Genomic DNA, 23428 nt, shown 5'->3' with positions numbered 1-23428 from the left:
ATGGCAGGACTGTTCGACTTCGGCACCGCACAGCCATCGGGTGGGCTGCTGGGCGACCTGTTCAACGACCCGGGCGCGCGGCTGGGTATGCAACTGCTGGCCGCTGGCTCTCCGCGTATGCGTGGTTTGGCTGATGTGATGGCGAGCCAAGACCGTGCGCAACAGCAGGCGCTGCAGCAAAAGTACCTGCAGTCTCAGATCGACGAGAACGCCACGCAGAACAAGCAGCGCGAAATGCAGATGCAGAACGCCATGGCTCAACAAGCGCGCGAAAACGCGTTCTTTGGCATTGGCAATCCTCCGCCCACAACGCAAGGCCCAGGGATGATCCCTGCCCAACCGAGTGCTGGCGGTCCTGCCGCGCAATCGGTGCCATCCGCTGACAAGTTCGATGAATGGTCTCGCCTCTACAACATCCCCCGCGATGCGCTGATGGTGGACTACATCAAAAATGGCGGCAAGGGCATCGCAGAGATGATCGCCAAGCGCGGCACGCCTGACATGCAGGTGACAAACGGCTACGCCTACGACAAGAACCGCTTGAACGCAGGGTATCTGCCTCAACTGAACATCAGCAATGACGGCAAGGCCACGCAAGTGCGCATCGGCCCTGATGGTCAGCCGGTGGTGTCCGCTCCCCGAGGTGCTCCGGAAACGTTCGGCACGTACCAGGGCATCCAGGCTGGCATCCAGTCGGCAAACACGCCTATCAAGGTGTTCAACCCGCAAACGCAGCGCGAGGAATTCATCCCGCAATCGACAGCGTTGCGTGGCGCGTCTGCTCAGCCGCAATACTCCGGCGCTGGCTATGCAGGCGGTTCTGCCGCAGCCGCCGCACCTGAGCAACTGCAGATCATGCAGAGTGAGCTGAACAAACTCCCACCCAATCACCCCGACCGTCCAGCAATCATGCGCGAGATGCAACGCCTTGGTGGCGGGCAAGTGGCGCAGTCCGGCAACTACGCAGCCGGTCCGAGTGCTATGGAAACTGCAGCAAATGAAGCATTGCGGGCAAAGTCCGTTGACACCGCTAAGGCCGATGCAGCTCGCGAGTCAGATACACGCGGCAAGATTGACCAATTCAAAATTCTCAATCGGCAGATCGATAAAGCCAAAACGCTGTTGGAGCAAGGCCCAACAGGCTCTGGAGCTGGAGCAGTTGTAGACAGCGCTCTTGGAATGGTTGGCGTCTCCACAAAGGGCGCGGAATTGGCGTCAGCGCTGAAAGCTACCGCTGGCTGGATGCGGCAAAACGTTCCTAAGGCGCCTGGCGCGCAGTCTGATGCCGAGTTACGCGATTACTCTCAGGCTATTGGCGATGTTGGAAATGAGAAGCTGCCTATTCAAACCCGCTTGGCGGCTCTCAAAGCGGCGAAAGACATCAGCACAGTATGGGAGGAACGCGCATCAGGGCAAAACGGTGCAAATGGTGCGCCCAATCCGTGGGGAGACAAGCCTATCCCTCAAGGCGCAATCAATGATCTCAAAATGCGCGGCCCAAAAGCCAAAGCCCAGTTTGACGAAGTATTTGGCCCGGGAGCCGCAGATCGAGTGCTTGGAGGTCGCTAATGGCTGATGTAAATCCGTTTGCTAAATACGCGCAGCCGGAAGAGAACCCGTTTGCAAAGTACGCAGCCCAAGCGCCGCAGCAGCCAGCGCCAGAGCAGCCAGAGCCCAGCGGAGGATTCTCCCAGGGCGTAGGCAACCTCTTGGCTGGTGCTGTGCGCGGCGCTGGGTCTATCGGCGCAACCATCGTGGATCAGATCCGCAGCAAGCTGGCAGACCCGGTACAGCAAGCCATTCCGCAGAACATGCGGCCACAGATCACGCAAGGATTGCAAGACGCGCCACGCGGCCAAGCGCTGCGCGCCGCCATGGATAGCGGCCTGCAGGAGATGGGAGCACAGCCAGAGTCCATGCTCTACAAAGGCGGTCAACTCGCGGGCGAAGTAGCGGGGACTGCCGGGGTTGGCGGTGTTTTGGGCAAGGGGCTATCTGCCGTACCGGCCTTGGCAAAGTTTGCGCCCATGGTGCAGTCTGGAGGGTTGACCCTCGGCCCCGCAAGCACTGGAAACTACGCCGCAAATCTCGCTCTGCGTGCTGCTGGCGGTGCTGCTAATGGCGCCGCGACTGCCGCCCTGATTAACCCGGAAATGACCGCAGAAGGCGCGCTGGCTGGCGCTGCTTTGCCTGTTGCCGTGAAGGGCGCGCAGTACGCTGGCAAGGGCGTGTCCGCGCTGACAAAGAACGTTCTCGGGCGCATGACTGGAACCAGTCCCGAAACAATCAGTGCAGCCTACAGAGCCGGGCAAGAGGGGTCGGTGGACTTCCTGCGGAACATGCGCGGCGACGCATCATTTGATGAAGTCGTTGACGCGGCAAAAGCAGGACTGGAAAAGATGCGCGCGGACCGTGGCGCTCAGTACCGCAATGGCATGCTGGACATTTCAGCCGACAAAACGGTGTTGGACTTTGCGCCAATCGACAGCGCAATGCGCAAGGTGCAGGAGATTGGCAGCTACAAAGGGATTCAGACCAACAAGAACGCGGCAGGCATCGTTGATGAGCTGTCACAGACCATTGCGCAGTGGAGGCAACTAAATCCGGCTGAATACCATACCCCTGAAGGCTTGGACGCCCTCAAACGCGCGATTGGCGACATTCGAGACGCGACTCAGTTCGGCTCTCCAGCGCGTCGCGCTGCGGATTCTGTCTACAACTCTGTCAAGGGCGAGATAACCAAACAAGCGCCCGTTTACAGCAAGGTAATGGGCGACTACTCCAAGGCCACCGAAGCGCTCCAGGAAACGGAGAGAGTGCTATCTCTCGGTAAAAGCACCAGCCAAGACACCGCCATTCGCAAGCTCCAAAGTCTGATGCGCAACAACGCTCAGTCAAACTATGGCAATCGTCTATCCATTGCCCAGCAGTTGGAAGAAAAGGGTGGCGTGCAACTGACGCCAGCTATTGCGGGGCAAGCCATGAATACGTGGGTTCCTCGTGGCGTCGCGGGGCAGATTCAGGCTGGCGGGATTGGCCTCGGTGGGTACATGAATCCAGCCGTTCTTGCTGCTCTGCCGTTCACAAGCCCAAGGCTGGTTGGCGAGACGGCTTACCGCGCTGGATTGCTGTCTAACGCTGCGACAGGCGCAGCCCAGCAAGTGCCAGGCCTGTTGTCTGCAAGCCCGCAGGCGCGACAGATCGGCCAAGGTCTGTTGACCACGCTGCCGATTGCTATTTCAACCAGCCAAACAGCCCGCCAATAAAGGCCAAGGCCGCAAAAACGGCGACCTTGATCCAAAGGTAGTCAGTGAACTCCATGCCCGCTCCTAGCGGGCTTTTTTACGCCCGCAAAGGGACATTTTAGAGGCAGAGGGAGCCGCATGAGCAATCACGCAGTAGAGAACGCGGGCATCGTCGCAAGCAAAGTTGCCGCCTACGGAGGTGCCAGTGGCGCCGTAGTAGCTGGGCTGACCCTGAACGAGCTTGGCGTGATCGTCGGCATCTTTGTGGGCTTGACCGGGTTGATTCTTGGGCAAATCTGGTCTTGGAGAAAAGACCGGCGCGAGGCCAGGGAGCAGGAACTGCGGATGCGCAGGGATTTCGGGTCCAACTGGAGCGAGCTGTGAGCATCCTGCAAACCATCACCGACACCGCCATCGACCCAGCTTTTGCCATGATGCCCAAGCACATGGACAGCCCACGCGCCCGGGTGATGCTGCTATCCATAGGGTTGCAGGAAAGCCGTTTCGAGTACCGCCGCCAGATGGGCAACGGCCCAGCCCGTGGGTTCTGGCAGTTTGAACAAAACGGCGGGGTGCGTGGCTGCGCGAACCACCCGGCCAGCTCTGGTTTGCTGCGGCAAATCTGCGTGGCGCGTGGCGTGGCGTTTGAGCCCCGTGCGATCTGGGCAGCGCTGGAGCGGGACGACGTTCTGGCTGCGGCAGTAGCCCGTTTGTTGCTCTACACCGACCCACGCCCACTGCCCGCGCTAGACGACGCGCAAGGCGCATGGGATTGCTACTACCGCAACTGGCGCCCCGGCAAACCCCACCGGCAGACCTGGGACGACTTTCACGCGCGTGCCGTGGAGTTTGTGCAATGAACGAAAAAGACCGCTGGAAACATCGCAGACGCATGGCGTGGCTCTCACTGCTTGCAGGGCTGGCGTTCCCGCTGCTGCTGCTCTACACCGACTCGGCACAGCTTGGGGTTGTGGCCGCGCCGTTCTACACGTTTGCCGGTGCCGTGGTGGTGGCATACGTGGGCTTTGCGACCTGGGACGACAAGTCCCACAAGGACCCATCATGAAACTCACCCTACTCATTCCCGCAGTTTTGATCAGTGCAAGTCTCACCGGCTGCGCCACGACGAAAGGTCTAGAAGTCTCCGCAGAAGATGCCAAGGAATGCGCCGAAGTGGGCTGTACTCCGTGGTCTGAGCGCCAGCTTGAAGGGCTCGCAAAGCACTTCTACGGCCTGGGCGTGAAGGCTGGTATTCAGCGGCAGAAGGGGAGCATTTGATGCTCTACACCTACGTCGCTACAGGTTTGATAGCTGGTGCGGTTGCTGCAACCGGTGCTTGGCAAGTTCAGGGCTGGAGGCTTGGCAACGAAATCAACAGCATCAAAGCCCAGCAGGCCGCCGAATCAGCCAAGGCCCAAGCCGACACCCGAGCCAAGGAAATCGCCTTCAATCAGAAACTGCAGGATGCCCAAAATGAAGCCACGAAACGCGAAACCAAACTACGCGCTGATGCTGCTACTGCCCGCCGCACTGCTGACGGCCTGCGCGGCACCCTCTACGACTTCCGTGCAAGTCTACCCAACGCCTCCACAAGCGCCCTCGTTGCGCGAGCCGATACCGCAGCAGAGCTACTCGGAGCGTGCGTCAGCGAATATCGAGGCGTGGCAGAAGCGGCTGACCGACATGCTGGTGACGCGCTGATGCTGCAGCAGGCGTGGCCTAAGTAGCCGTCTCTGGCGGCGGAGGAATGGGCATCCAGTGGGTTGGATAAAAAAAATCTGGCGATTCCGATACGGTTAGCCAATCGCCACCGCCAATTTCAGCAGCCCAAGACCCGACGACTATTGTTGGCTTCTGATCTTTTCGGTATTCAGGGTAAACATACCAGCCACAGAGTAGTAGATGGCGCCCATCGTTCGGGGCTGTTTCCATAGGCTGCCAGTCGCTCATGCTCATTCCTTTGTGATGCGTGGCCCTCAAAGCCGCGCTGAACTATGGGATGGAAAATCTGGAAAAATGCTTGAATAGGTGCTTATTGTTTAAGCAATGCTTCCCACGAACTCAGCGCCAAGCCGCTCCAGCGCTGGATTGTCGCCTAGGATTGTGATTCCTGTTGTCGTGGGTTCGAGCCCCATCAGCCACCCCAAAATAGCAAAGCGCTGCAGCAGAAATGTTGCAGCGCTTTTTGCTTTGGGGCTGTATGGGATCTCGCCTTGCGCATGCCCCCCTGTGCAGCGTTGTGCGTCAAGGGGGGTTTCTCACCATCAAAGCCTCGCCTCTCGCTCACCACAGCCCCACACGGCGCATACTGCATGCTCCACTTTTTGGGAGTTTCTGATGAGCCTTGTGATTCGCGACGCGTCGCCCAGTGAAAAGCGCGGCAACGCCATGTCTGCGGCCTTGGCCAAAGAGCAACTTCAATACGCGGTCCAGATCGTGCGCGACGTGTTGCCGCAGAGCGCTGGCGATGCGGCATTGATTGGCGCCGTGGTGCAGGCCATTGCCATGAATTACGCTGCTGTGCCGCAGCCCAATCGTTAGGGTTGGGGCTGTACGCGGCGAGGTGCTTGATCCACATCCGTCATCCAGCCCGCGCGCGCATTGCTTGGCTGTTCCACACTCGTCAGAACGGATTGATTGGTATGGATGGGGAGATTGAAAGCTACCAGCTGGGCGGCTGGCCTGCCCGGAGGGACTCGAACCCCCGACCTATAGCTTAGAAGGCTATTGCTCTATCCAGTTGAGCTACGGGCAGATGGATGTTGGCCGGCTGTGTGGCCGGACGGGCTTGCGGAGTGTCCGCATCTGCGCAACGCAGGACGCCAATCATACCCGCCCTGGCCCCTGCTCTTGGCGCTGCCGCAGGGGCGATTTTGCTGCCGGGATGGTGATGCGGTTATAACCGGGCTATCCCCCCTGACTGCCCGCCTCACTGGAGCATTTGCCCATGCCACACAGCGTCACGCTGATCCACACGATTGCTGCCGCCTTGGGCCTGGCGTTGGTGCTGGGCTTTCTGGCCGCCCGTCTGCGGCTGCCAGCATTGGTGGGGTACTTGCTGGCAGGGGTGGCCATCGGCCCGTTCACTCCCGGTTTTGTCGCAGATGCGGCCCTGGCCAGCCAGCTGGCGGAGATTGGTGTGATGCTGCTGATGTTTGGCGTGGGCCTGCATTTCTCGTGGGGCGACCTCCTGGCCGTGCGCAAGATTGCCGTGCCGGGTGCTGTGGTGCAGATGATCGTGGCGACGTCGCTGGGTATGGCGTTGGCCCTGTGGTGGGGCTGGGGCATGGGTGGTGCCCTGGTTTTTGGTCTGGCACTGTCGGTGGCCAGCACGGTGGTGCTGTTGCGTGCGCTGGAGACCCTGGGGATTCTGGACAGCTACACCGGACGCATCGCAGTGGGCTGGCTGGTGGTGGAGGATCTCGCCATGGTGCTGGTACTGGTGCTGCTACCCCCGCTGGGGGGATGGCTGGGAGGCGGCACCGGGGCCGACCTGGATGCTGCGCAGCTCTGGCGCACGCTGGGTTGGACCCTGCTGCAGGTCGGTGCGTTTGTGGTGCTGATGCTGCTGGTCGGGCGCCGGCTGTTTCCCTGGCTGTTATGGCAGGTGGCTCGCACAGGCTCGCGTGAGTTGTTCACGCTGTGCGTGGTGGCCGCAGCGGTGGGCATTGCGTTCGGGTCGGCTGCGCTGTTTGGCGTATCGTTTGCGCTCGGGGCCTTCTTTGCCGGCATGGTGATGCGCGAGTCCGAGTTCAGCCACCGCGCTGCGCATGAGTCGCTGCCTTTGCGCGATGCCTTTGCCGTACTCTTTTTCGTGTCGGTCGGCATGCTCTTCAACCCCGCCGTCTTGTGGGAGCGCCCACTGCAAGTGTTGGCAGTGGTCGCCATCATCATGCTGGGCAAGACGGTGGCCGCTGCGGGCCTGGTGCTGGCGTTCCGTTACCCGCTCAACACAGCGCTCACCGTATCGGCCAGCCTCGCGCAGATTGGTGAGTTCTCGTTCATTCTGGTCGCACTGGGTTCTTCGTTGGGGCTGCTGCCGCCAGAGGGGGCCAGCTTGGTATTGGCGGGGGCCCTGTTCTCCATGGCGCTCAACCCGTTGTTGTTCCATGCCATTGCGCCGTTGCAGGGCTGGCTGCGCGCCCGATCGGCGCTTGCGCGGCGGCTGGAGCAGCGGGATGACCCTTTGGCCGAACTGCCCACCAGCACCGATTCGCGTTACCTCGCGCGGCAGGTGGTTCTGGTGGGGTACGGCCGGGTAGGGCGGCGCGTGGCGGCAACGCTGGCGGCCAACGATATTCCGTTTGTGGTGGCGGAGCAGAACCGGGAGCTGGTGGAAGCCTTGCGGGCCGATGGCGTGGCCGCCGTGTTTGGTGACGCGGTGGAGCCTGCCGTGCTGATCCAGGCCCACATTGCGCGTGCCGCCATGCTGGTGGTGGCCACCCCGGACGCGCTGCAGGTGCGCCAGATGATCGAGACGGCGCAGACCCTGAACCCGGGCATCGACATCGTGGTGCGCAGCCACAACGAGGACGAGGCCCAGCGGCTGGTGCAGGAATGCAGCCATGCCCAGGTGTTCCTGGCAGAAGATGCCTTGGCACAGGCCATGGCACGCCATGTGCTGGAGCGTGCCCGGGACCGCCAGGCCCGCGCCACGCGGCCTGCGCCACTGCATGGATCGGCATGATTTGAAAGAAATCTGCCTGTAGCGCCAGAAGAATATGCCTAAATAGCTATTGAATTGATAGCAAAATTGCGACCGCAGCCACAGTCGCAGCGCAGCATCCGGGCGGCGTCCTCACGGAGCGTCCCATCTGACCCCGCCAAGAACGCAGACCTCAGCCTCACGCCATGCAGCGACCTGCCGCAAGGCACGGATCAATCTGTTTCTTCAAACACCAGAGATGGCACGGCCATCACGCGGGCGCTTTGGCTCAGGTCCTGGATCAGGTGGTTGGCAAAGTAGCTGTTCTGCGTGTCGGGCTCCAGCGCTGCCACGGCCAGATTGGCACGCGGCTGGTTCAGGGGCACATAGAAGCTGCCAGCACGTGCATCAATGGCGCTGCGTACGGCAGACACTTGCACGCGCACGATGTCGCCACTACCAGCAATGGTGCCGATCACGTCCTGGCGGTTGCCGGTTTCGCGTGCGGTTTCGCGGTAGCTCTCAGCCAGGACAGAACCTGGCTCTGCCACCCGCATGACCTGGATGCCCAGCTGGCGAAGGCGTTCCACTGCACCGCTGGCGTCTGCCGACAGCCAATAGCCGCAGGGCCGCGCGCGCACCTTGGTGTTGCGCAGCGTCAGCGATGAGTTCCAGTCCACGCGAATGCTGCGATCGGCGCCGGTCTCGGGGTCCAGAAAATCCAGGTCGCGCTGGGTGGGCGTGGCCTCCGCTTCAATGACCACCTGGTCGCGGCAGGCCAGGGCGCTGACGTCGCGGGCCACGAACGAGCGTACCTGCTCCAGGTTGGCCGCCCGCTCGGCGGTGGTCCGCAGCGCGCTGGTGATGGCGGTGACTTGGGCATGCACGCGGCGCTGGATGTGCATTCGGCCAATGCCCACCCCACGGGTCTCGATCAGCAGGCTGACCGTGTTCTTGAGGCCATGGACGTTGCGCCCCGTGTCGGGCTGGGTGCCCCCCATGGAGATGCGCTTGTCCTGCAGGTTGGTCGATGTGGTGTAGTACCAGTCGCTCGTCAGGCCCTGGGCCTTGAGGGCCGACACCATGGGCTGGTGAAACCATTCCTGCGATGCCTTGGTGAGGAACTCCGGATAGTTGGCAGTGGTGGTGTATTGCAGCAGTGCGTCGTAGCGCTGGATGGCGTTGAACTTCTGCAGATAGCGACCCACCACGGTGTATTCATGGGCGTCCACGACCAGGATGGGGCGGTAGTCGTTGATGACCCGCGCAATGGCGCGGGCCTCGGGCGTGTTGAGCAACAGGTGGTCGCGGTTCAGGTCCACGCCGTTGGCTGTGACACGGGTGCCCACCTCGGCGCCATCGGGGTTGGCGCGGGGCACCACCACCACGTTGATGCGGTCCAGCAGCGGCTCGAGCAGGCCCTGGGCCAGCTCACGGCTGATGACCAGCAGTGCCTCACTGCCTGCGGGTTCGTCGCCATGCTGCTGGCCGATCAGCACAACGGTGGGGCGGCCGCTCTTGTCCAGGCTGGCAGGGTCAGTGCCTGCGGCACGGGTGAGCAGCAGGCCCTGGATGGGCTCGCCGCGTTGCGAGGTGCCAATCTGCAGCAACTGCGCGCGTGTGCCGCCACGGGGCACGCCGTCGCTCAGCCCGCGCAGCCATTGGCCCAGCTCGGCATTGGTGGTGAAGGCCCTGCGGTCGGCACCCAGGCCGGGTGTGCTGTAGACCACAGAAGGGTTGGGGAACCGCGCGGCCACCGCATCGCCATAGGGCGGCGCCATGGGCGCCTCGTCGCGCACCAAGAGCGGCGCGGACGGGGGCAGGGGGCTGGCCACCACGGCAGCCCGTTGTGGCGGCAGCTGCGAGGGCGTTTGCTGTCCCAGCGGTGCGGGTACCACCGTACCTTGTTGTACGCGCGGCAGTGGCGCGGGGGCGCTGCGCTGCTGGGCAGTGGGGGTGGATGGCCAAGGGGGCAGTGGGGTGCTGCCGCAGGCTGTCAGCAGCAGTGCTGCCAGCGTGGCCGGGGCGGCCCAGCGCGCAATCCGTGGTTCAGGACGGGAAAGCGGGGCGGTATCGGCGCTGCGGCGCAGGAAATTGTGCTGGGTCATGGTGTGGGCTGCCAGAGAGAGCCCCTGGTGTGGGGCGAGTGGGGCGCTTTGTACGTGGATGTTACCTGCGCGCACCCGCCTCTCCTTGTCAGCGTACATCCCGTTGCAAACCCGTGGCGCCGTGGGCTGACGCAGTGATCATCGAGGGGTGTCGCTGGGTGCGGTGGCGTCGGTGGGCGGCGGCGAGATGCTCTGGGCCAGAGGAGAACTGGGCAGTTTCAGGCGCAGCAAGGCGCGCACAAAGCCGTGGTCCGAGCGCGTGCGGTCGCGTCCCTCATGCAGGTGGTCGTTGAAATAGTCCACCCGGCGCACATCGCCCACGCTGTTGCGCCCATTGGGCAGGAACTCCTCGCTGACCAGGATCTGGTCCAGCACATAGGGCGCGCCCTGGTGGATGTGGGAGTAGGCCACGTCCTTTTTCAAGGCGAAATCTCCCTGCAGGTCGTACGCATTGAACAGGGCCACATCACGGGCGGACCGGTCGTAGGCGATGTCGGTGGTGGCGCAGATCAGTTGCGTGGTCACGCTGTCGGGGGTGTCGTTGAAGTCGCCCAGCACTACCAGGGGCACGCTGGTGCGGTGCAGCAGGTCGATCACCAGGCACCGCAGCGCCATGGCCTCGGCGCCGCGCATGATCAGCGAGCGCAGCGATGCCAGTGCGACCACCTTGCGGTCGTCCCTGTCCTCCGTAGGCTGGCCCAATGCGTCCTGCAGAAATTTGGGGCGCTTGGATTTGAGGTGCGCGGTGAGGACGTTGAGGGTTTGGCCGTGCTTCATCCGCAACGTGGCCACGAGGGGTGGGCGCTCGAAGCGCGTGTGTTGGCCAATGCCAGGCACATCCACCTGAAAGCCCCGTGGGAAGTCGGCAAAGGACTGCAATGCCTCGACCTTGAGCCGCGTGGCTAGGCCCACACGGGGCGTTCCCTGTGCGCCCTGTTGGGTGTCGTTGTTCTCGGCCCCTGGTACGGCGACGAAGTCGTAGCGCAAGCCACCCCGACCCAGTGCCCCTTTGAAGGCCGCATCGTCCCAGACCTCCTGCACCGCCAGTACATCGGCGTTCAGTGCCCGAAAGCGCTCGCCCAGCCAGGTGATCTTGCGTTCAAACTCGGTCTGGCTGTAGGGGTCCTGGTTCTCGTAGAACAGGCGTCCCGGATTGGCCAGGTTGAGCACATTGCAAGTGGCCACCATGAGGGTGTCCAGCGGTTGGGGGAGTTCGTTGGGGCGCATGAAGGGCGTACAGCGTAGGCGGGGTCACGACGGCTGCTCCCTGTATCAACTGGCCTGCAGCGCGCGGCCGGACAGCACTTGCAGCCCGGGTCGGCCCAACTGTACGGCACGGACGAGCGCACGGGCCACCTCCGCCCCGGGGCGGGCACGATAGTTGGCGGGCAGGACCGGGTTCAGCCACTGAAACAGTTTGAGCGACAGGGACTCTGCGGGCCGGTGGGCTTGTTGCAGCGCCCGGCGTTCGCCCATCAGCAGGGATGGGCGTGCAATGACCAGCGTCTCAAAACCCAGCTGCTGAAGGTCGCGCTCGACCTCGCCTTTGACGCGGTTGTAAAAGATGCGCGATTGCGCATTGGCCCCCATGGCGGTGACCACGCCACAGCGGGTGGCGCCCGCCGCGCGCGCTGCGCGGGCCGTGGCCATCACGGCGTCATAGTCCACCGCACGGAACGCGCTCTGGCTGCCGGCTGCAGCCATGGTGGTGCCCAGGGTGATGTAAACATCATCGACGTGCGGCAAGGCGGGCATCGCCGCAAAATCCACCGCGTGCAGTTGCAGGCGGGGATGGTTCAGCGCTGGCGCACGCCGCCCTTTGGCGTGCAGCACATGGATGCTGGCGCCCGCTGCGTCCGTGGCGTTGGCAGGGGGCGCTTTGCGCGTCTCAGCGGTTAAAAGAGCCGCGAGGACCGCCTGGCCCACGAGGCCCGTTGCCCCGGCCACCACCGCCACCCGTGCCTGATCCGCCACCATAGCCGCCACCTCCAGAGTTGCGATACCCACCACCACCACCGCCGCCGCCACGGCGGCCGCGTTCAGCCATGCTGTCCACGCTGGTGCGCATGGGGTCGGGCTGACCGCCCGCACCGTGGCCCGAGCTGCGATGGCCTGGGTTGCTGTGACCCAGGTGTGTGCCCAGGTGCGCATTGGCGCGGGGGGGTTGTGCGTCATCGTAGCGATGACCACCGCCGCCTTCGGGGCGTGGGCCTCGGCTGCGCGCAGGTGCCTGGGCGGCGCCGTCACGGGCACCACCCCGGCCACCACCCTGGCCTCCGCGGCCGCCGCCGGCTGGACCCTGGGCGTTGCGTGGAGCTCCGCCACCGGAACGGCCACCACCGCCACCACCGTTGCCTGCACGGGGGCCGCGCTCCCCACCTTGGCCGCCGCCCTGGCCTGCCTTGTTGGTGCGGATGCGCTCCATCATTTCGCTGCGGGCGGCCTTGGCGGCTGCCTGCATCACATCACGGCTCGGGGGCTTGCCTGCGCCGCCCCAGATGGTCTGGCGGCCCATGGCGATGGGTTCCGCCTTCTCGCCGGGTTCTGGGCCAAAACCTTCGATCACCTGGACAGGAATCTGCTGCTTGGTAAAGCGCTCGATGTCCATCATGAAACCTTCTTCGTCCATGCAGACCAGGCTCACGGCTTCGCCCGTTGCGCCTGCGCGGCCCGTGCGGCCGATGCGGTGCACATAGTCTTCGGAGACGTTGGGGATTTCGTAGTTGACGACGTGCGGCAGGTCATCGATGTCGATGCCACGTGCGGCGATGTCGGTGGCCACCAGGGCACGGATCTCGCCACTCTTGAAGCCCGCCAAGGCCTGCGTACGGGCACTCTGGCTCTTGTTGCCGTGCAAGGCCATGGCCTGCACACCGTTCTTGGTCAGGAACTCGGCCACGTTGTTGGCGCCGAATTTGGTGCGCGTGAACACCAGCACCTGGCTCCAGTTGTGTTGCTGGATGATGTGCAGCAGCACCTGCTTTTTCTTGCCGCGGCCCACAGGATGGATCACTTGCGAAATACGCTGCACCGTGGTGTTGCGCGGGGTGACCTGGATGCTTTGCGGGTTCTTGAGCAGGGTGTTGGCCAGCTCGCGGATCTCGTCGCTGAAGGTGGCCGAGAACAGCAGGCTTTGCTTGTCCTTGGGCACCAGGGCCAGCACCTTCTTCACGTCGTGGATGAAGCCCATGTCGAGCATGCGGTCGGCTTCGTCAAGCACCAGCACCTGCACGGTGGACAGGTCCAGGAAGCCCTGTTGCTGCAGGTCCAGCAGACGGCCAGGGGTGGCCACCAGGATGTCCACGCCGCGCTTGATGCGGTCGATCTGCGGGTTCATGCCCACACCACCGAAGACCACGGTGGAGTTGATGTCCAGGTACTTTCCGTATTCGCGCACCGATTCTTCGACCTGGGCCGCGAGCTCACGGGTAGGGGTCAGCACCAGGGCGCGGATGCCCTTGCCGCCAAACTTGTTCTTGGGTGCCGTGCCTTGCGAGAGGCGGTGCAGCATGGGCAGGGTGAACGCAGCGGTCTTGCCGGTGCCAGTCTGCGCGCCGGCCAGAAGGTCGTGGCCTTCCAGAACGGCGGGAATGGCCTGGGCCTGAATGGGCGTGGGGGTTTCATAGCCCGTTTCGTGCACGGCCTTCAGGATGGCAGGAGCCAGGTTCAGTTCGTCAAATGTCATGTCGTTGGATGCGCCCGTCCGGGGCGCTGGGTATCCGCCTGTCGTGCAACCGGGAGGTTGCTGAGCCAGTCTCAGGCTGATGAGGTTCAGGATTGGGAGCCCGGAAGCGTGGCTTCCTTCGTCCCCAGCAGTGTGCTGATGTGGCGGGCAACTGGAGCCCACAACGGGGGTATTGTCGCATGGACCGATAATCTAGGGTTTGAGAGCGCGTTCGGCGTCTTTTTGGAATGCTCCAAATGGCCCTCTGAACCTGCTCGGATGCAGACTTCCTGCCCACTTTCGCAAGCTAGAACCCTCCATGGCCCAATACGTTTATTCGATGAATCGCGTCTCCAAGACCGTGCCGCCCAAGCGGCAGATCTTGAAGGACATCTCCCTGAGCTTTTTCCCGGGCGCCAAGATTGGTGTGCTGGGTCTGAACGGCTCGGGCAAATCCACGCTGCTGAAGATCATGGCGGGCGTGGACAAGGAAATCGAGGGCGAAGCCATTCCGATGCCGGGCATCAAGATCGGCTATCTGCCCCAGGAGCCTCAGCTCAACTCGGAGCACACGGTGCGCGAAAGCGTGGAAGAGGCCATGGGCGAGGTGTTTGCCGCCAAGGCCAAGCTGGAAGAGGTGTACGCCGCCTACGCCGAGGCCGATGCAGACTTTGACGCACTGGCCGCTGAACAGGCTCGCCTGGAAGCCATCATTGCCACCGCTGGCACTGACTCCGAACACCAGCTCGAAATCGCTGCCGATGCCCTGCGCCTGCCTCCTTGGGACGCCAAGGTCGGGCTGCTGTCTGGTGGTGAAAAGCGCCGCATTGCGCTGTGCCGCCTGCTGCTGTCCAAGCCCGACATGCTGCTGCTCGACGAACCCACCAACCACTTGGACGCTGAATCGGTGGACTGGCTGGAGCAGTTCCTGCACCGCTTTCCGGGCACCGTGGTGGCCATCACCCACGATCGCTACTTCCTGGACAACGCGGCCGAGTGGATCCTGGAACTGGACCGGGGCTACGGTCACCCCTACAAGGGCAACTACAGCACCTGGCTGGACCAGAAGCAGGCCCGCCTGGAGTCCGAAAACAAGGGCGAGGAAGCCCGCGCCAAGGCCCTGAAGAAGGAACTGGAGTGGGTGCGCCAGAACGCCAAGGGCCGCCAGGCCAAGAGCAAGGCGCGTATCGCCCGCTTCGAGGAACTGAGCGACTACGAATACCAAAAGCGCAACGAGACGCAGGAAATCTTCATTCCTGTGGCCGACCGCCTGGGCACCCAGGTCATCGAGTTCCACAATGTCACCAAGTCATTTGGCGATCGCGTGCTGATCGACAACCTGTCCATGACCATCCCGGCAGGCGCCATCGTCGGCATCATCGGCCCGAACGGGGCTGGTAAATCGACGCTGTTCAAGCTCATCGCGGGCCGCGAGCAGCCTGACAGCGGTGAAGTCGTGATTGGCTCGACCGTGAAGATGGCTTTTGTGGACCAGCACCGCGATGCCCTGTCGGACGACAAGACCGTGTGGGAAGACATCTCCGGTGGCCTGGACATGATCAACATCGGCAAGTTCACCATGGCCAGCCGGGCCTACGCCGGGCGCTTCAACTTCAATGGCGGCGACCAGCAAAAGAAGGTGGGCATGCTGTCGGGTGGTGAGCGCGGTCGCCTGCACCTGGCCAAGACGCTGATCGCTGGCGGCAACGTATTGCTGCTGGACGAGCCCTCGAACGATCTGGACGTGGAAACCCTGCGCGCGCTGGAAGACGCTTTGCTCGAATATGCGGGCACAGTGTTGGTAATCAGCCACGATCGCTGGTTCCTGGACCGGATCGCCACACACATCCTGGCCGCCGAGGGTGACAGCCAATGGACGTTCTTTGACGGCAATTACCAAGAGTACGAAGCCGACAAGAAGAAGCGCCTGGGTGAAGAAGGTGCAAAGCCCAAGCGGATGCGTTTCAAGGCCCTCAAATAAGAGCCGAGGTCAAGTAGGATTGCATCTGGAAACCTCTTGCCCGATTTCTCTTCCCCACCATGTCCCTGCCCGCATCGCGTCTGAGAGTTGTTTTTCGCGCCTGCGTTGTCAACGCCGTTCGCGGGGGCGAGGCCCTGATGGAGCAGCTGGTCAAGGTCACCCAGACCGCCTTGACCAGCGAGGAGTCGAGTAGCCGCAATGTTCAGCAGCGCAATGTGCTGAGCGACGCGCTGCACCTGCTCAAGGAGCACGAGGCGGCGCTGATCAAGGGCTACCCCATGGCCCTGCTCGAGATCTTTGCCGAAGGCCCCGCGGCGACCAAGGGCCGCAGCTCGGCCGACGATACCGGCATGGACTTTGGCGAGCTTTCGCTCATGGACGAAAGCGAAATGCAGGCCCAGGTGGAGCTGTCCAAGGCGCAGCAATCGGCCCTGCACGCCACCGACGCCGTGCTGGCCGAACTCAATACGCTGGTGAGCGCTGCGCAAGGCTTGCGCAGCGTGCAACCCGAGCGCAACCCCCTGCGACCCGAGAGCTACATCCGTGCGCTGCAGCAGGTGGTGGGCGAGACCGGCGTTTCTGCCGAAGTCCGCCAGCTGTGGATGCAGCACATGCGCGACCTGATGGGCAAACTGCTGGCTGAAGAATACAAAAAGACTTCCCAGAGCTTGCGCGATCATGGTGTGCAGCCTGTGGGCTACGCGGTGGCGGGCACCCCTTCGGGGGTCTCGCGTGGTGCAGGAGGGCGTGGCACGGGTTACGGTGGGTCCGGCTATGGTGGCCCGGGCACGGGTTATGGCGGCGGTTATTCCGGGTATGGCCCGTCGATGAACGCGCCCATGGGCGACTACGGCAACACGGGCTACGGGCGCGGCATGGGCCCCGGCACGGGCTGGAGCGGTGAGTCCCAGCAAGGCGCCCTTGGCTCCCTGGATGCCGCCGAAGAGGCATTGCTCACCGTGGGCATCCTGCGCCAGATGCTGGCGGGCGGTGATCCGTTTGCACCCCAGGTCTATGGGGCGGTGCCCGCCCAGGCAGTGGTTATGCCCGTTGACCCCCGCGCGGGCGCAGCCAGCGCCCAATCGTCGCTGGCGGGGGGCTACTACCCCTCGGGCGCGGCGGCGGAGGCCGTGGAAGACATGGCCCAGCTGGAGCGCCTGGTGGGGCGTCTGGCCGGTGGCGGTTCGGCCAGTCATCCGGGTTCGTTGCCCGTGCCTCTGGCGGGTTGGCGCAGGCCCGGCGTGGCACCGGTGGTTTATGCGACCATGCCCATGGAAGCCGCCACGCAGTCCACCGCCATGGCGGTGGAGGTGGTGGGGCGCATGATGACCAACATCGCACAGGACGCCCGTTTGCTGGCCCCCGTGCAGCAGGCCGTCAAGAGCCTGGAGCCCGCGCTCAAGCAGTTGGTGCACCACGACGGCCGGTTTTTTACCGACAGCAATCACCCAGCACGCCGCCTGCTTGACGAGCTGACACAGCGCAGCCTGGCTTTCACCGCCGAGACAGAGCCCGGCTTCAGTGGTTTCATGCGGCTGGTGACCGAGGCCGTGGGCCATCTGTCGGCCCACGAAGTCAAGGACGCGGGGCCTTTTGACACCGTGCTCGAGGCGCTGCAGTCCGCCTGGGATACCCAGGAGCAAAGAGTCAAGGCCCAGCAGGAGGCCGAGCAGAAAGCGAAACTGCAGGCCGAGCAGCGGGAGCTGCTGGCAGAGAAAGTTGCTGCCGATATCCGCAAGCTGCCCGATGTGGAGCGGGTACCCACGGATGTGCTGGATTTTGCAGCGGGCCCCTGGGCCGACGTGGTCGCGCTGGCGCATGTGATGCGCAGCGATGACAGCCAGGACGATGACCCGAGCGGGTACCTGGCGCTGGTCCCGGTGCTGCTGTGGACTGCACAGCCCGACCTCACGCGCCAGGAGACCGACCGGCTCAACGAGGCCATCCCCGGCTTGCTGGCCAAGCTGCGCAAGGGCCTCAAGACCATCAATTACCCTCCCTTGCAGACCAGTGCGTTCTTGCAGCGGCTGGTGGCATTGCACCAGGCGGCTTTTGAAAAGTCCGCAGCACCCCCCACGGCAGAGTCTGAAGCGGTGACGGCTGCGCCAGAGCTGTCTGAATCGTCCGAGGCATCGGTGTCCGCATCGCAGGACAGTGCCCAGGCACCGCTGGATGCTCCCGATCCCTACGCCGACTTTGTCATCGGGGCGTGGGTGGAACTGGTGACCAACGGCCGGGTAGTGCGTACCCAGCTCACCTGGGCCAGCCCGCACCGCACCCTGTTTTTATTCACTGCGCCCGACGCCAGCACCCAGTCCATGACCCGCCGCATGCGCGACAAGCTGGCGGCTGAAGGCTCGCTGCGCGTGGTGCCTGCCTTGCCCCCCCGGCCCGCCAAGCCAGTGGCTCGCGCCTCGGGTTCGGCAGAAGCGGGTGCCGCAGATCGCCGGTCGTCCGATGGGCGGTCGGGCTCCAGCTCCAGGGCAGCACCACTTTCCAGGTCCGCACCGCTGTCCAAATCAGCGCCCCTGGCCCCGTCTTCGGGTTCCAAGTCCTCTAAAAATCGCTGAGCGCCAGGATCTCCACTGGCGGCTGCCCGCGCCGCACGGCGCAGGCCGTTCCATCGGCTTTGTGCACTGCCCGCTGCGGGGTGGTGCCTGGGCTCTATGCCTCTGTACCCGGCAAATCCCCGCCCGTGGCACCTGGATGGGCAGTGCTGCTGCTGGCCTCTGACGCGCGCAACAGCTTCTTGCGCACCAGATGGATGTGGTTGCGCAGCGCATACAGTTCATCGGCGTACGACAGAGGCACGCTCACTTTTTCGGCCTGGGCTTCCAGGCCATCCAGGGTGCGCAGCAGGGTTGCAGGGTCGCTTTTGCCCATCTCCAGGTCGTTTTCGATCTCGCGCAGGCGGCCATACCAGCGGAACACCCGTGACCGCACCCGGAACTGGTAGAGCGGCGGCACAATGCGCGACAGGGGCAGCATGATCGCCAGCAAGATACCCAGCACCAGCCACATGCGCTCGATCAGGTTGGCCAGCCAGAAGGGCAGATAGCGCTGCAGTATGGGCACCGGCTCGTTCATGGCGCGGTCGCCCTCCTTGGCAATCGGCAGCTCGCTGCCCCGCGTGTTGGGGAACTCCCGCGCCCGGTTGAACCAGCCGGCGCCGCTGTGCAGCTTTTGGGCGTTCTGGGCAAACAGGGTGAGCAGGGCGGGGTGCGTGCCGTCGCGCGCCAGCAGGGATGTGGTGGTGGCCACTAGCCGGACATCGCGCTGGGGCACGTTGGCCGCAAGGTCCACCACGCCGCGCGGCAGCGTCACGGGCGTGAGGAATGGAAACCGCCGCGCGTAGGCCTCGTGCTGCGCAAAATCCAGCAGTTGCACGCCGGGTGTCTGCAGCAGCATCTGCACCATCAGCGATTCGGGCGCAGACGCAAACACCAGGGCGTCGAGCCGGCCCGCCAAAAACTCTACCGTTGCGGGCGTCTGTTCCAGGCGAGACAGCTTGACCGTACCGGGCTCCACCTTGTTGGCCTGCAGCAGGCGCTCCATCAGCGTGGGCACGCCGCTGCCCTCCGACCCGACATTGACCCGCCAGCCGCGCAGCTGCCGCAGGCTATCGAGCCGGGGTGCGTTGTGCATGCGCTCTGCCGCGTCGGTGCGGTAAAACAGCCACAGCGGCTCCACAAACAGGCTGCCCAGCGATACGAGGTTGTCCGGGTCATCGGGCTGCAATTCAGCCGTACCACCCTGCACAAAGGCCACATCAGCCTGGCCGTCGCGCAGCAGCTGCAGGTTGTGCGACGAGCCCTCGCTGGGCAGCAACACCACGTCGATCCCGTCGACGGCCAGTGCCTTCTGGTACCGCTTGCCAAACTCCTCATAGGCACTTTGTGCGGGGCCGGTGGCCAAGGTCACGGTCTTGGGCGGATTGGGGTTGAGCCACCAATAGGCCAGCACCAGCAGCCCGACCGCCAGGAAGGCGAGGGGGCCCGCCGACACAATCAGATCGCGCAGGGTGAGAAAGGTGTTGCGAAAGGCCTGGGGCATGGGGGATGGACGAACGGAGAGAAAACAGGGCGAAAGCGGGCGGCGGCATGCCAGGATGGGGTGATAGCGCAAACGGGTGGTTTCGGCGCCCTATCGCGCCATCAGCGATTGCCGGTGGATTATCCAGGCAGGCACTGCGGCGACGCGCACCCGCGCTTGGCATCACGCATTGGTAATCGCTCCGGCCTTGGATCACGGGACGACTGGAGCCGCCGACCAACCAGGGTGTCTACTGCGGCATGCGCTTGCGCTGGCGCTCGTAGGCCATGCATTCCTGCAGTGAGAGCATATCGTTCTGGTCCACATCCGCCGCCTCGAAGTAGGCCATGCGCGCCTGCACCACCTCCGTAAACGACAGCTTTCCGTCACCGTCCTTGTCGGCTGCGGCCAGCCGCCTCAGCTGGCCTTTGCCGATGTGGGGTAACTGGCTGAGATAGGAGAGATGGACGTAGCCCTCTGCATCGGGCCCCAGGCTGTGCCAGCCCTGCACGATGTCCTGGTGAAACTCGTCCAGTGACACGTTGCCGTCGTGATTGAGGTCGGCCGCCGCGCAGATGGCCTGCAGCCGGTGGGTGAGGGTTGAGGCCACCGGTTTGTGGGCTTTGGCAGGGCGGGGTGGCGTGGTAGGTGACGACACGGGGGTATCGGCCGCGTTGGCGGTGTGTGTCGCCGTTGCCAGTACTAAGGCGCAAGCACCTGCGCAAATCCAGTGGAGGGTTTTTTGCATGGGGGCTCCTTACCACCACCAGCGTTGGCTGGGGCTGCGGTTGCAGGGCCACACCATCGTGTGCGCCCCAGGGCGGACCTGGCCCGCATCCACATCCAAGCATTTGCCGGTGAGCTGGCTCACGATTTGCCCGCCCCGGGTGGACCAGTTCTGACTGCGCGAGCCCGAACAAGGCCACAGCACCACCCGTGCGCCGTCCCGTGGGTCGCCGCGGTCCACGTCCACGCACAGATCGCGCACCCGGATCTCGCCACCGCGCCCCACCGCAAAACGCTGGGACGCAGTGCCGTTGCATTCGTACACCTGCAGGGTGGTGCCGGGCTGGAACTTGCCGCCCCGCACGTCTAGGCAGAGGCGGCCATCCACGCGGATCTCACGACCCCTGTCGCCGCCCTGTCCGGGGTAGTCAGGGTACTCGGTGCGCCGGTCGTCGTCGTGACGGTTGTGGTTGGCCAGCAAGGCAATGCCGGCAATGGCGGCCACGGCCGCTGCTGCAGCGCCGGCATTGGAGCCGCTGTTGTTACCAGAGACGTAGGTGCGCGTGATCCTGAAGCGACCACCGCAGCCGCCGTTGGTCCACAACTCGCGGTTGGTGAGGTCGTAGCCCCAGGTCCGGTTGAAGCGGCACGCGCCCTGGGTTTGTTCCACCAGGTCCACCTGGGTCACGTCGTCCGCCAGGCGGTAGGAGGTGTAGCCACCACTGGACTGCAAATCCACCCACTGGTCCTGCGCCTGCGCTGGCAATGTGCCCACGAGCAAGGGCAGGCACAGCAGCCACGCACGTTTCTGAAGCGTCTGGTCTCTCATGGGTTCGCTCTCCTTGTTCCGATCTGGGGCTGCAGGGACGAGGGTGGGGCAGTCGGACCCAGCTTCTGGGCACTGTCCACGATCTGCATCATAGGGCGGTCAGCCGCCATCAGTCCGATGACCATTCACATCATCAAAACATCAAAATGGCCCACACGCTCTCACTGGTGCTGATTGCCGAGGGTATCTAGACGCGGGATCAGATGGGACGTTCTGATCGCGCGGGGTGCGCACCAAGCCCCGGACTGCAGGGCTGGGCGCGCCATGCCCTTGAGGGATGTGCTGGCGCGGCTCCGCGCGGCACAGTCCCTCCGCCAACCGCAACGCCATCAGAATCTATTCCGGTCTTCGCCGGTTCTTCGGTGACTCGAGGTCACTTGATCAGCAATGCGGACCCGCTGCCGTGAATTCGAAAGACCGCCACCGCATTCACAAGGTCATCGGCCTGCCCGCGAAGGCTGGCCGCTGCGGCCGCCATCTCTTCCACCAAGGCTGCGTTTTGCTGTGTGGCCTGGTCCATCAGCGTGACGGCCTCGCCCACCTGCGTGACCCCCGAGCTTTGTTCGGAGCTGGCAGCGCTGATCTCGCCCATGATGTGCGTCACATTGCGGATGCTGTTCACTACCTCGGTCATGGTGTGGCCTGCCTTGTCCACAAGGGCCGTGCCATGCTCTACGCGGCCCACACTTTCGGTGATCAGTTGCTTGATCTCCTTGGCGGCGGCGGCACTGCGCTGGGCCAGGTTGCGCACCTCACTGGCCACCACGGCAAAACCCCGGCCCTGCTCGCCCGCGCGGGCGGCTTCCACTGCGGCATTCAGCGCGAGGATGTTGGTCTGGAACGCAATACCGTCGATCACACTGATGATGTCATTGATCTTGCGGCTGGAGTCGTTGATGTCCTTCATGGTGGCGACCACCATGGCCACCACTTCGCCCCCTTGCTGTGCGACGGTTGAGGCCGAATGCGCGAGCCGGTTCGCGTTGATCGCGTTGTCCGCGTTCTGCTTCACGGTCGAACCCAGCTGTTCCATCGATGCCGCAGTTTGCTGCAGCGCACTGGCCTGCTGCTCGGTGCGCATTGACAGGTTCTGGTTGCCCTGCGCGATCTCGGCGCTGGCGGTCGATACGCTCTCCGATCCCTGGCGTACTCCTGCCACCAGGTTGGACAGACTCCGCCGCATGGCTTCCATCGAGGCAACGACCGAAGCGATCTCGTCCTTGCCTTGGGCCACCAGCGGGTTGGCCAGGTTGCCCCGCGCAAACTCCTGCGTCGCCTGGCTTGCCTCGCTCAGGGGCCGGACGATGGAACGCGTGGTGGCCACGCCCAGCACACAGGCAAACACCACCATGGTGATGCTGAGCAGGATCAGCTGAAACCGCAGCGATTCAAACTGATGCATCGATTCCTGACTGGCGCGTTTGCTGATGGCGTCGCTCTCGGCCAGGAAGGCTTCGATGCCCGCCACCAGTTTGGTCAGCAGAGGGCGGCATTCTTCGTTGATTTTCTTGATGGCCGCATCCTTTTCTCCCAGGCTCCCCAGCCGGGTGATCTCGAGCGCCACAGGGCCATAGGCCGCCTCGGTGTTCTTGATTTCGGCCAGCAGCTTGTTCAGGGGAGCGGTTTCCGGGGGGCCGGCCTTGAGGGCCTCTTCCACTCCCTGGAGTGCCTTGCCCATGCCTTCATGTGCCACCCCAATGCGCCGGGTTTCCGCCTCAGCATCTTCCTTGGAGCCGGCGATCACCAGGTTGCGCGCAGACACGGCCCGTGCATTGGCCGCATCAAGGACCCGGTTGCCCAGGCTTTTGATCACGTTCAGGTGATTGACCTGGTTGTCCAGGCTCTCCTGCGTCATGGACTCTCCACGGATGCCCATGATGGCTACCAGGATCAGTGCACAGGTCAGGACCACATAGCCAATGCCAAGACGCGTCTTGATGCTCAGGTTTTGCAGGAGATTCATGCAATGGGCCCTTCAGATGGTGACAACGATGATGCGCTTTTGTGGGCTAAAGCGCCATGTTTTCTATCTTTTGTGAGCAAGTAGCCACACGCGCTCAGGTAGCGCGGGGCGCCACGGCGCGTCACAACCCTTGATCCTGGGCTGCTTTTCCGCACCGTCAAGGTCTTTTTGACTGCGCAGGGCAGTGCTTCGTACGCCGCCCGCTGGGTTGCTGGATGCCGTTGCTGAGAGCCTG

20 protein-coding genes and 1 tRNA gene are annotated in these 23428 nt (G+C 63.7%); 11 read left to right on the top strand and 10 right to left on the bottom strand.

Annotated features, from left to right (window positions below):
• The 7 genes from ASD94_RS18345 (at position 1) to ASD94_RS18320 (ending at position 4972) form a co-directional block, all read left to right on the top strand.
• Positions 1-1569, top strand: coding sequence for a hypothetical protein (locus tag ASD94_RS18345; RefSeq protein ID WP_056645902.1), 1569 nt, complete (start codon positions 1-3; stop codon positions 1567-1569).
• A complete protein-coding gene (locus ASD94_RS18340) occupies positions 1569-3266 on the top strand; it encodes a hypothetical protein (protein ID WP_056645898.1) in 1698 nt (565 codons plus the stop codon). Before ASD94_RS18345 ends, ASD94_RS18340 begins: the two co-directional genes overlap by 1 nt.
• A 117-nt stretch (positions 3267-3383) precedes the next feature.
• Entirely contained in the window at positions 3384-3629 is a 246-nt protein-coding gene (locus tag ASD94_RS18335) for a holin (RefSeq protein ID WP_056645894.1), read from the top strand.
• Positions 3626-4105, top strand: coding sequence for a hypothetical protein (locus tag ASD94_RS18330; protein ID WP_369818072.1), 480 nt, complete (start codon positions 3626-3628; stop codon positions 4103-4105). The genes ASD94_RS18335 and ASD94_RS18330 overlap by 4 nt, the downstream gene beginning before the upstream one ends.
• Positions 4102-4311 (top strand): hypothetical protein, encoded by a 210-nt coding sequence (locus ASD94_RS23720; protein WP_156391470.1) that lies wholly within the window; start codon positions 4102-4104, stop codon positions 4309-4311. The genes ASD94_RS18330 and ASD94_RS23720 overlap by 4 nt, the downstream gene beginning before the upstream one ends.
• Positions 4308-4523, top strand: a complete 216-nt coding sequence (locus ASD94_RS18325; RefSeq protein WP_056645892.1) for a hypothetical protein — start codon at positions 4308-4310, stop codon at positions 4521-4523. The genes ASD94_RS23720 and ASD94_RS18325 overlap by 4 nt, the downstream gene beginning before the upstream one ends.
• The gene (locus ASD94_RS18320) at positions 4523-4972 is read left to right on the top strand and encodes a hypothetical protein (RefSeq protein WP_056645889.1); all 450 of its coding nucleotides are present in this window, start codon (positions 4523-4525) and stop codon (positions 4970-4972) included. The genes ASD94_RS18325 and ASD94_RS18320 overlap by 1 nt, the downstream gene beginning before the upstream one ends.
• Here the strand turns inward: ASD94_RS18320 and ASD94_RS24325 are convergent.
• Positions 4965-5177, bottom strand: coding sequence for a DUF551 domain-containing protein (locus ASD94_RS24325; RefSeq protein WP_369818074.1), 213 nt, complete (start codon positions 5175-5177; stop codon positions 4965-4967). The two genes, ASD94_RS18320 and ASD94_RS24325, sit on opposite strands and share 8 nt — an antisense overlap.
• Before the next feature lie 405 nt (positions 5178-5582).
• Here ASD94_RS24325 and ASD94_RS18310 point away from each other — a divergent pair, with 405 nt between their 5' ends.
• The gene (locus ASD94_RS18310; protein ID WP_056064167.1) at positions 5583-5786 is read left to right on the top strand and encodes a hypothetical protein; all 204 of its coding nucleotides are present in this window, start codon (positions 5583-5585) and stop codon (positions 5784-5786) included.
• 137 nt (positions 5787-5923) lie between these two features.
• Here ASD94_RS18310 and ASD94_RS18305 read toward each other — a convergent pair.
• Positions 5924-6000, bottom strand: a tRNA-Arg gene (locus ASD94_RS18305).
• 192 nt (positions 6001-6192) lie between these two features.
• Here ASD94_RS18305 and ybaL point away from each other — a divergent pair.
• On the top strand, positions 6193-7932 hold the full coding sequence (gene ybaL, locus ASD94_RS18300; RefSeq protein ID WP_056645887.1) for a YbaL family putative K(+) efflux transporter: 1740 nt from the start codon (positions 6193-6195) through the stop codon (positions 7930-7932).
• A 191-nt stretch (positions 7933-8123) separates the two neighbouring features.
• On the opposite strand, the gene ASD94_RS18295 is transcribed toward ybaL, so the two are convergent.
• The 4 genes from ASD94_RS18295 to ASD94_RS18280 all read right to left on the bottom strand — a co-directional run bounded on the left by ASD94_RS18295 (position 8124) and on the right by ASD94_RS18280 (position 13683).
• Positions 8124-9998, bottom strand: a complete 1875-nt coding sequence (locus tag ASD94_RS18295) for a M14 family metallopeptidase (RefSeq protein WP_056645884.1) — start codon at positions 9996-9998, stop codon at positions 8124-8126.
• Positions 9999-10136: 138 nt separating this feature from the next.
• On the bottom strand, positions 10137-11225 hold the full coding sequence (locus tag ASD94_RS18290; RefSeq protein WP_056645881.1) for an endonuclease/exonuclease/phosphatase family protein: 1089 nt from the start codon (positions 11223-11225) through the stop codon (positions 10137-10139).
• A gap of 45 nt (positions 11226-11270) precedes the next feature.
• Complete coding sequence (locus ASD94_RS18285) at positions 11271-11831, bottom strand: nucleoside-diphosphate sugar epimerase (RefSeq protein ID WP_235509386.1); 561 nt, start codon at positions 11829-11831, stop codon at positions 11271-11273.
• Positions 11832-11886: 55 nt separating this feature from the next.
• Complete coding sequence (locus tag ASD94_RS18280) at positions 11887-13683, bottom strand: DEAD/DEAH box helicase (RefSeq protein WP_056645875.1); 1797 nt, start codon at positions 13681-13683, stop codon at positions 11887-11889.
• Between the two features lie 298 nt (positions 13684-13981).
• Between ASD94_RS18280 and ettA the strand changes: the two genes are divergently transcribed.
• Positions 13982-15643 (top strand): energy-dependent translational throttle protein EttA, encoded by a 1662-nt coding sequence (ettA, locus tag ASD94_RS18275; protein WP_056645872.1) that lies wholly within the window; start codon positions 13982-13984, stop codon positions 15641-15643.
• Positions 15644-15702: 59 nt separating this feature from the next.
• The gene (locus tag ASD94_RS18270; protein WP_056645869.1) at positions 15703-18213 is read left to right on the top strand and encodes a DUF1631 family protein; all 2511 of its coding nucleotides are present in this window, start codon (positions 15703-15705) and stop codon (positions 18211-18213) included.
• A 94-nt stretch (positions 18214-18307) separates the two neighbouring features.
• On the opposite strand, the gene ASD94_RS18265 is transcribed toward ASD94_RS18270, so the two are convergent.
• The 4 genes from ASD94_RS18265 to ASD94_RS24225 form a co-directional block, all read right to left on the bottom strand.
• Complete coding sequence (locus ASD94_RS18265) at positions 18308-19696, bottom strand: TAXI family TRAP transporter solute-binding subunit (protein ID WP_056645865.1); 1389 nt, start codon at positions 19694-19696, stop codon at positions 18308-18310.
• A gap of 229 nt (positions 19697-19925) precedes the next feature.
• Positions 19926-20423, bottom strand: a complete 498-nt coding sequence (locus tag ASD94_RS18260) for an EF-hand domain-containing protein (RefSeq protein WP_056645863.1) — start codon at positions 20421-20423, stop codon at positions 19926-19928.
• A gap of 9 nt (positions 20424-20432) precedes the next feature.
• Entirely contained in the window at positions 20433-21230 is a 798-nt protein-coding gene (locus ASD94_RS18255; protein WP_056645861.1) for a lectin, read from the bottom strand.
• Between the two features lie 373 nt (positions 21231-21603).
• Positions 21604-23193 carry a methyl-accepting chemotaxis protein gene (locus ASD94_RS24225; protein WP_056645858.1) on the bottom strand — a complete coding sequence of 530 codons (1590 nt, stop codon included), beginning with the start codon at positions 23191-23193 and terminating at the stop codon, positions 21604-21606.
• Positions 23194-23428: the final 235 nt, after the last annotated feature.

Source organism: Acidovorax sp. Root70 (genome assembly GCF_001428225.1).
In the GTDB taxonomy this organism is placed as follows: domain Bacteria; phylum Pseudomonadota; class Gammaproteobacteria; order Burkholderiales; family Burkholderiaceae_C; genus Acidovorax.
Note: the sequence above shows the minus strand (reverse complement) of the source record. Positions and strands in the feature narration are given on the sequence as shown.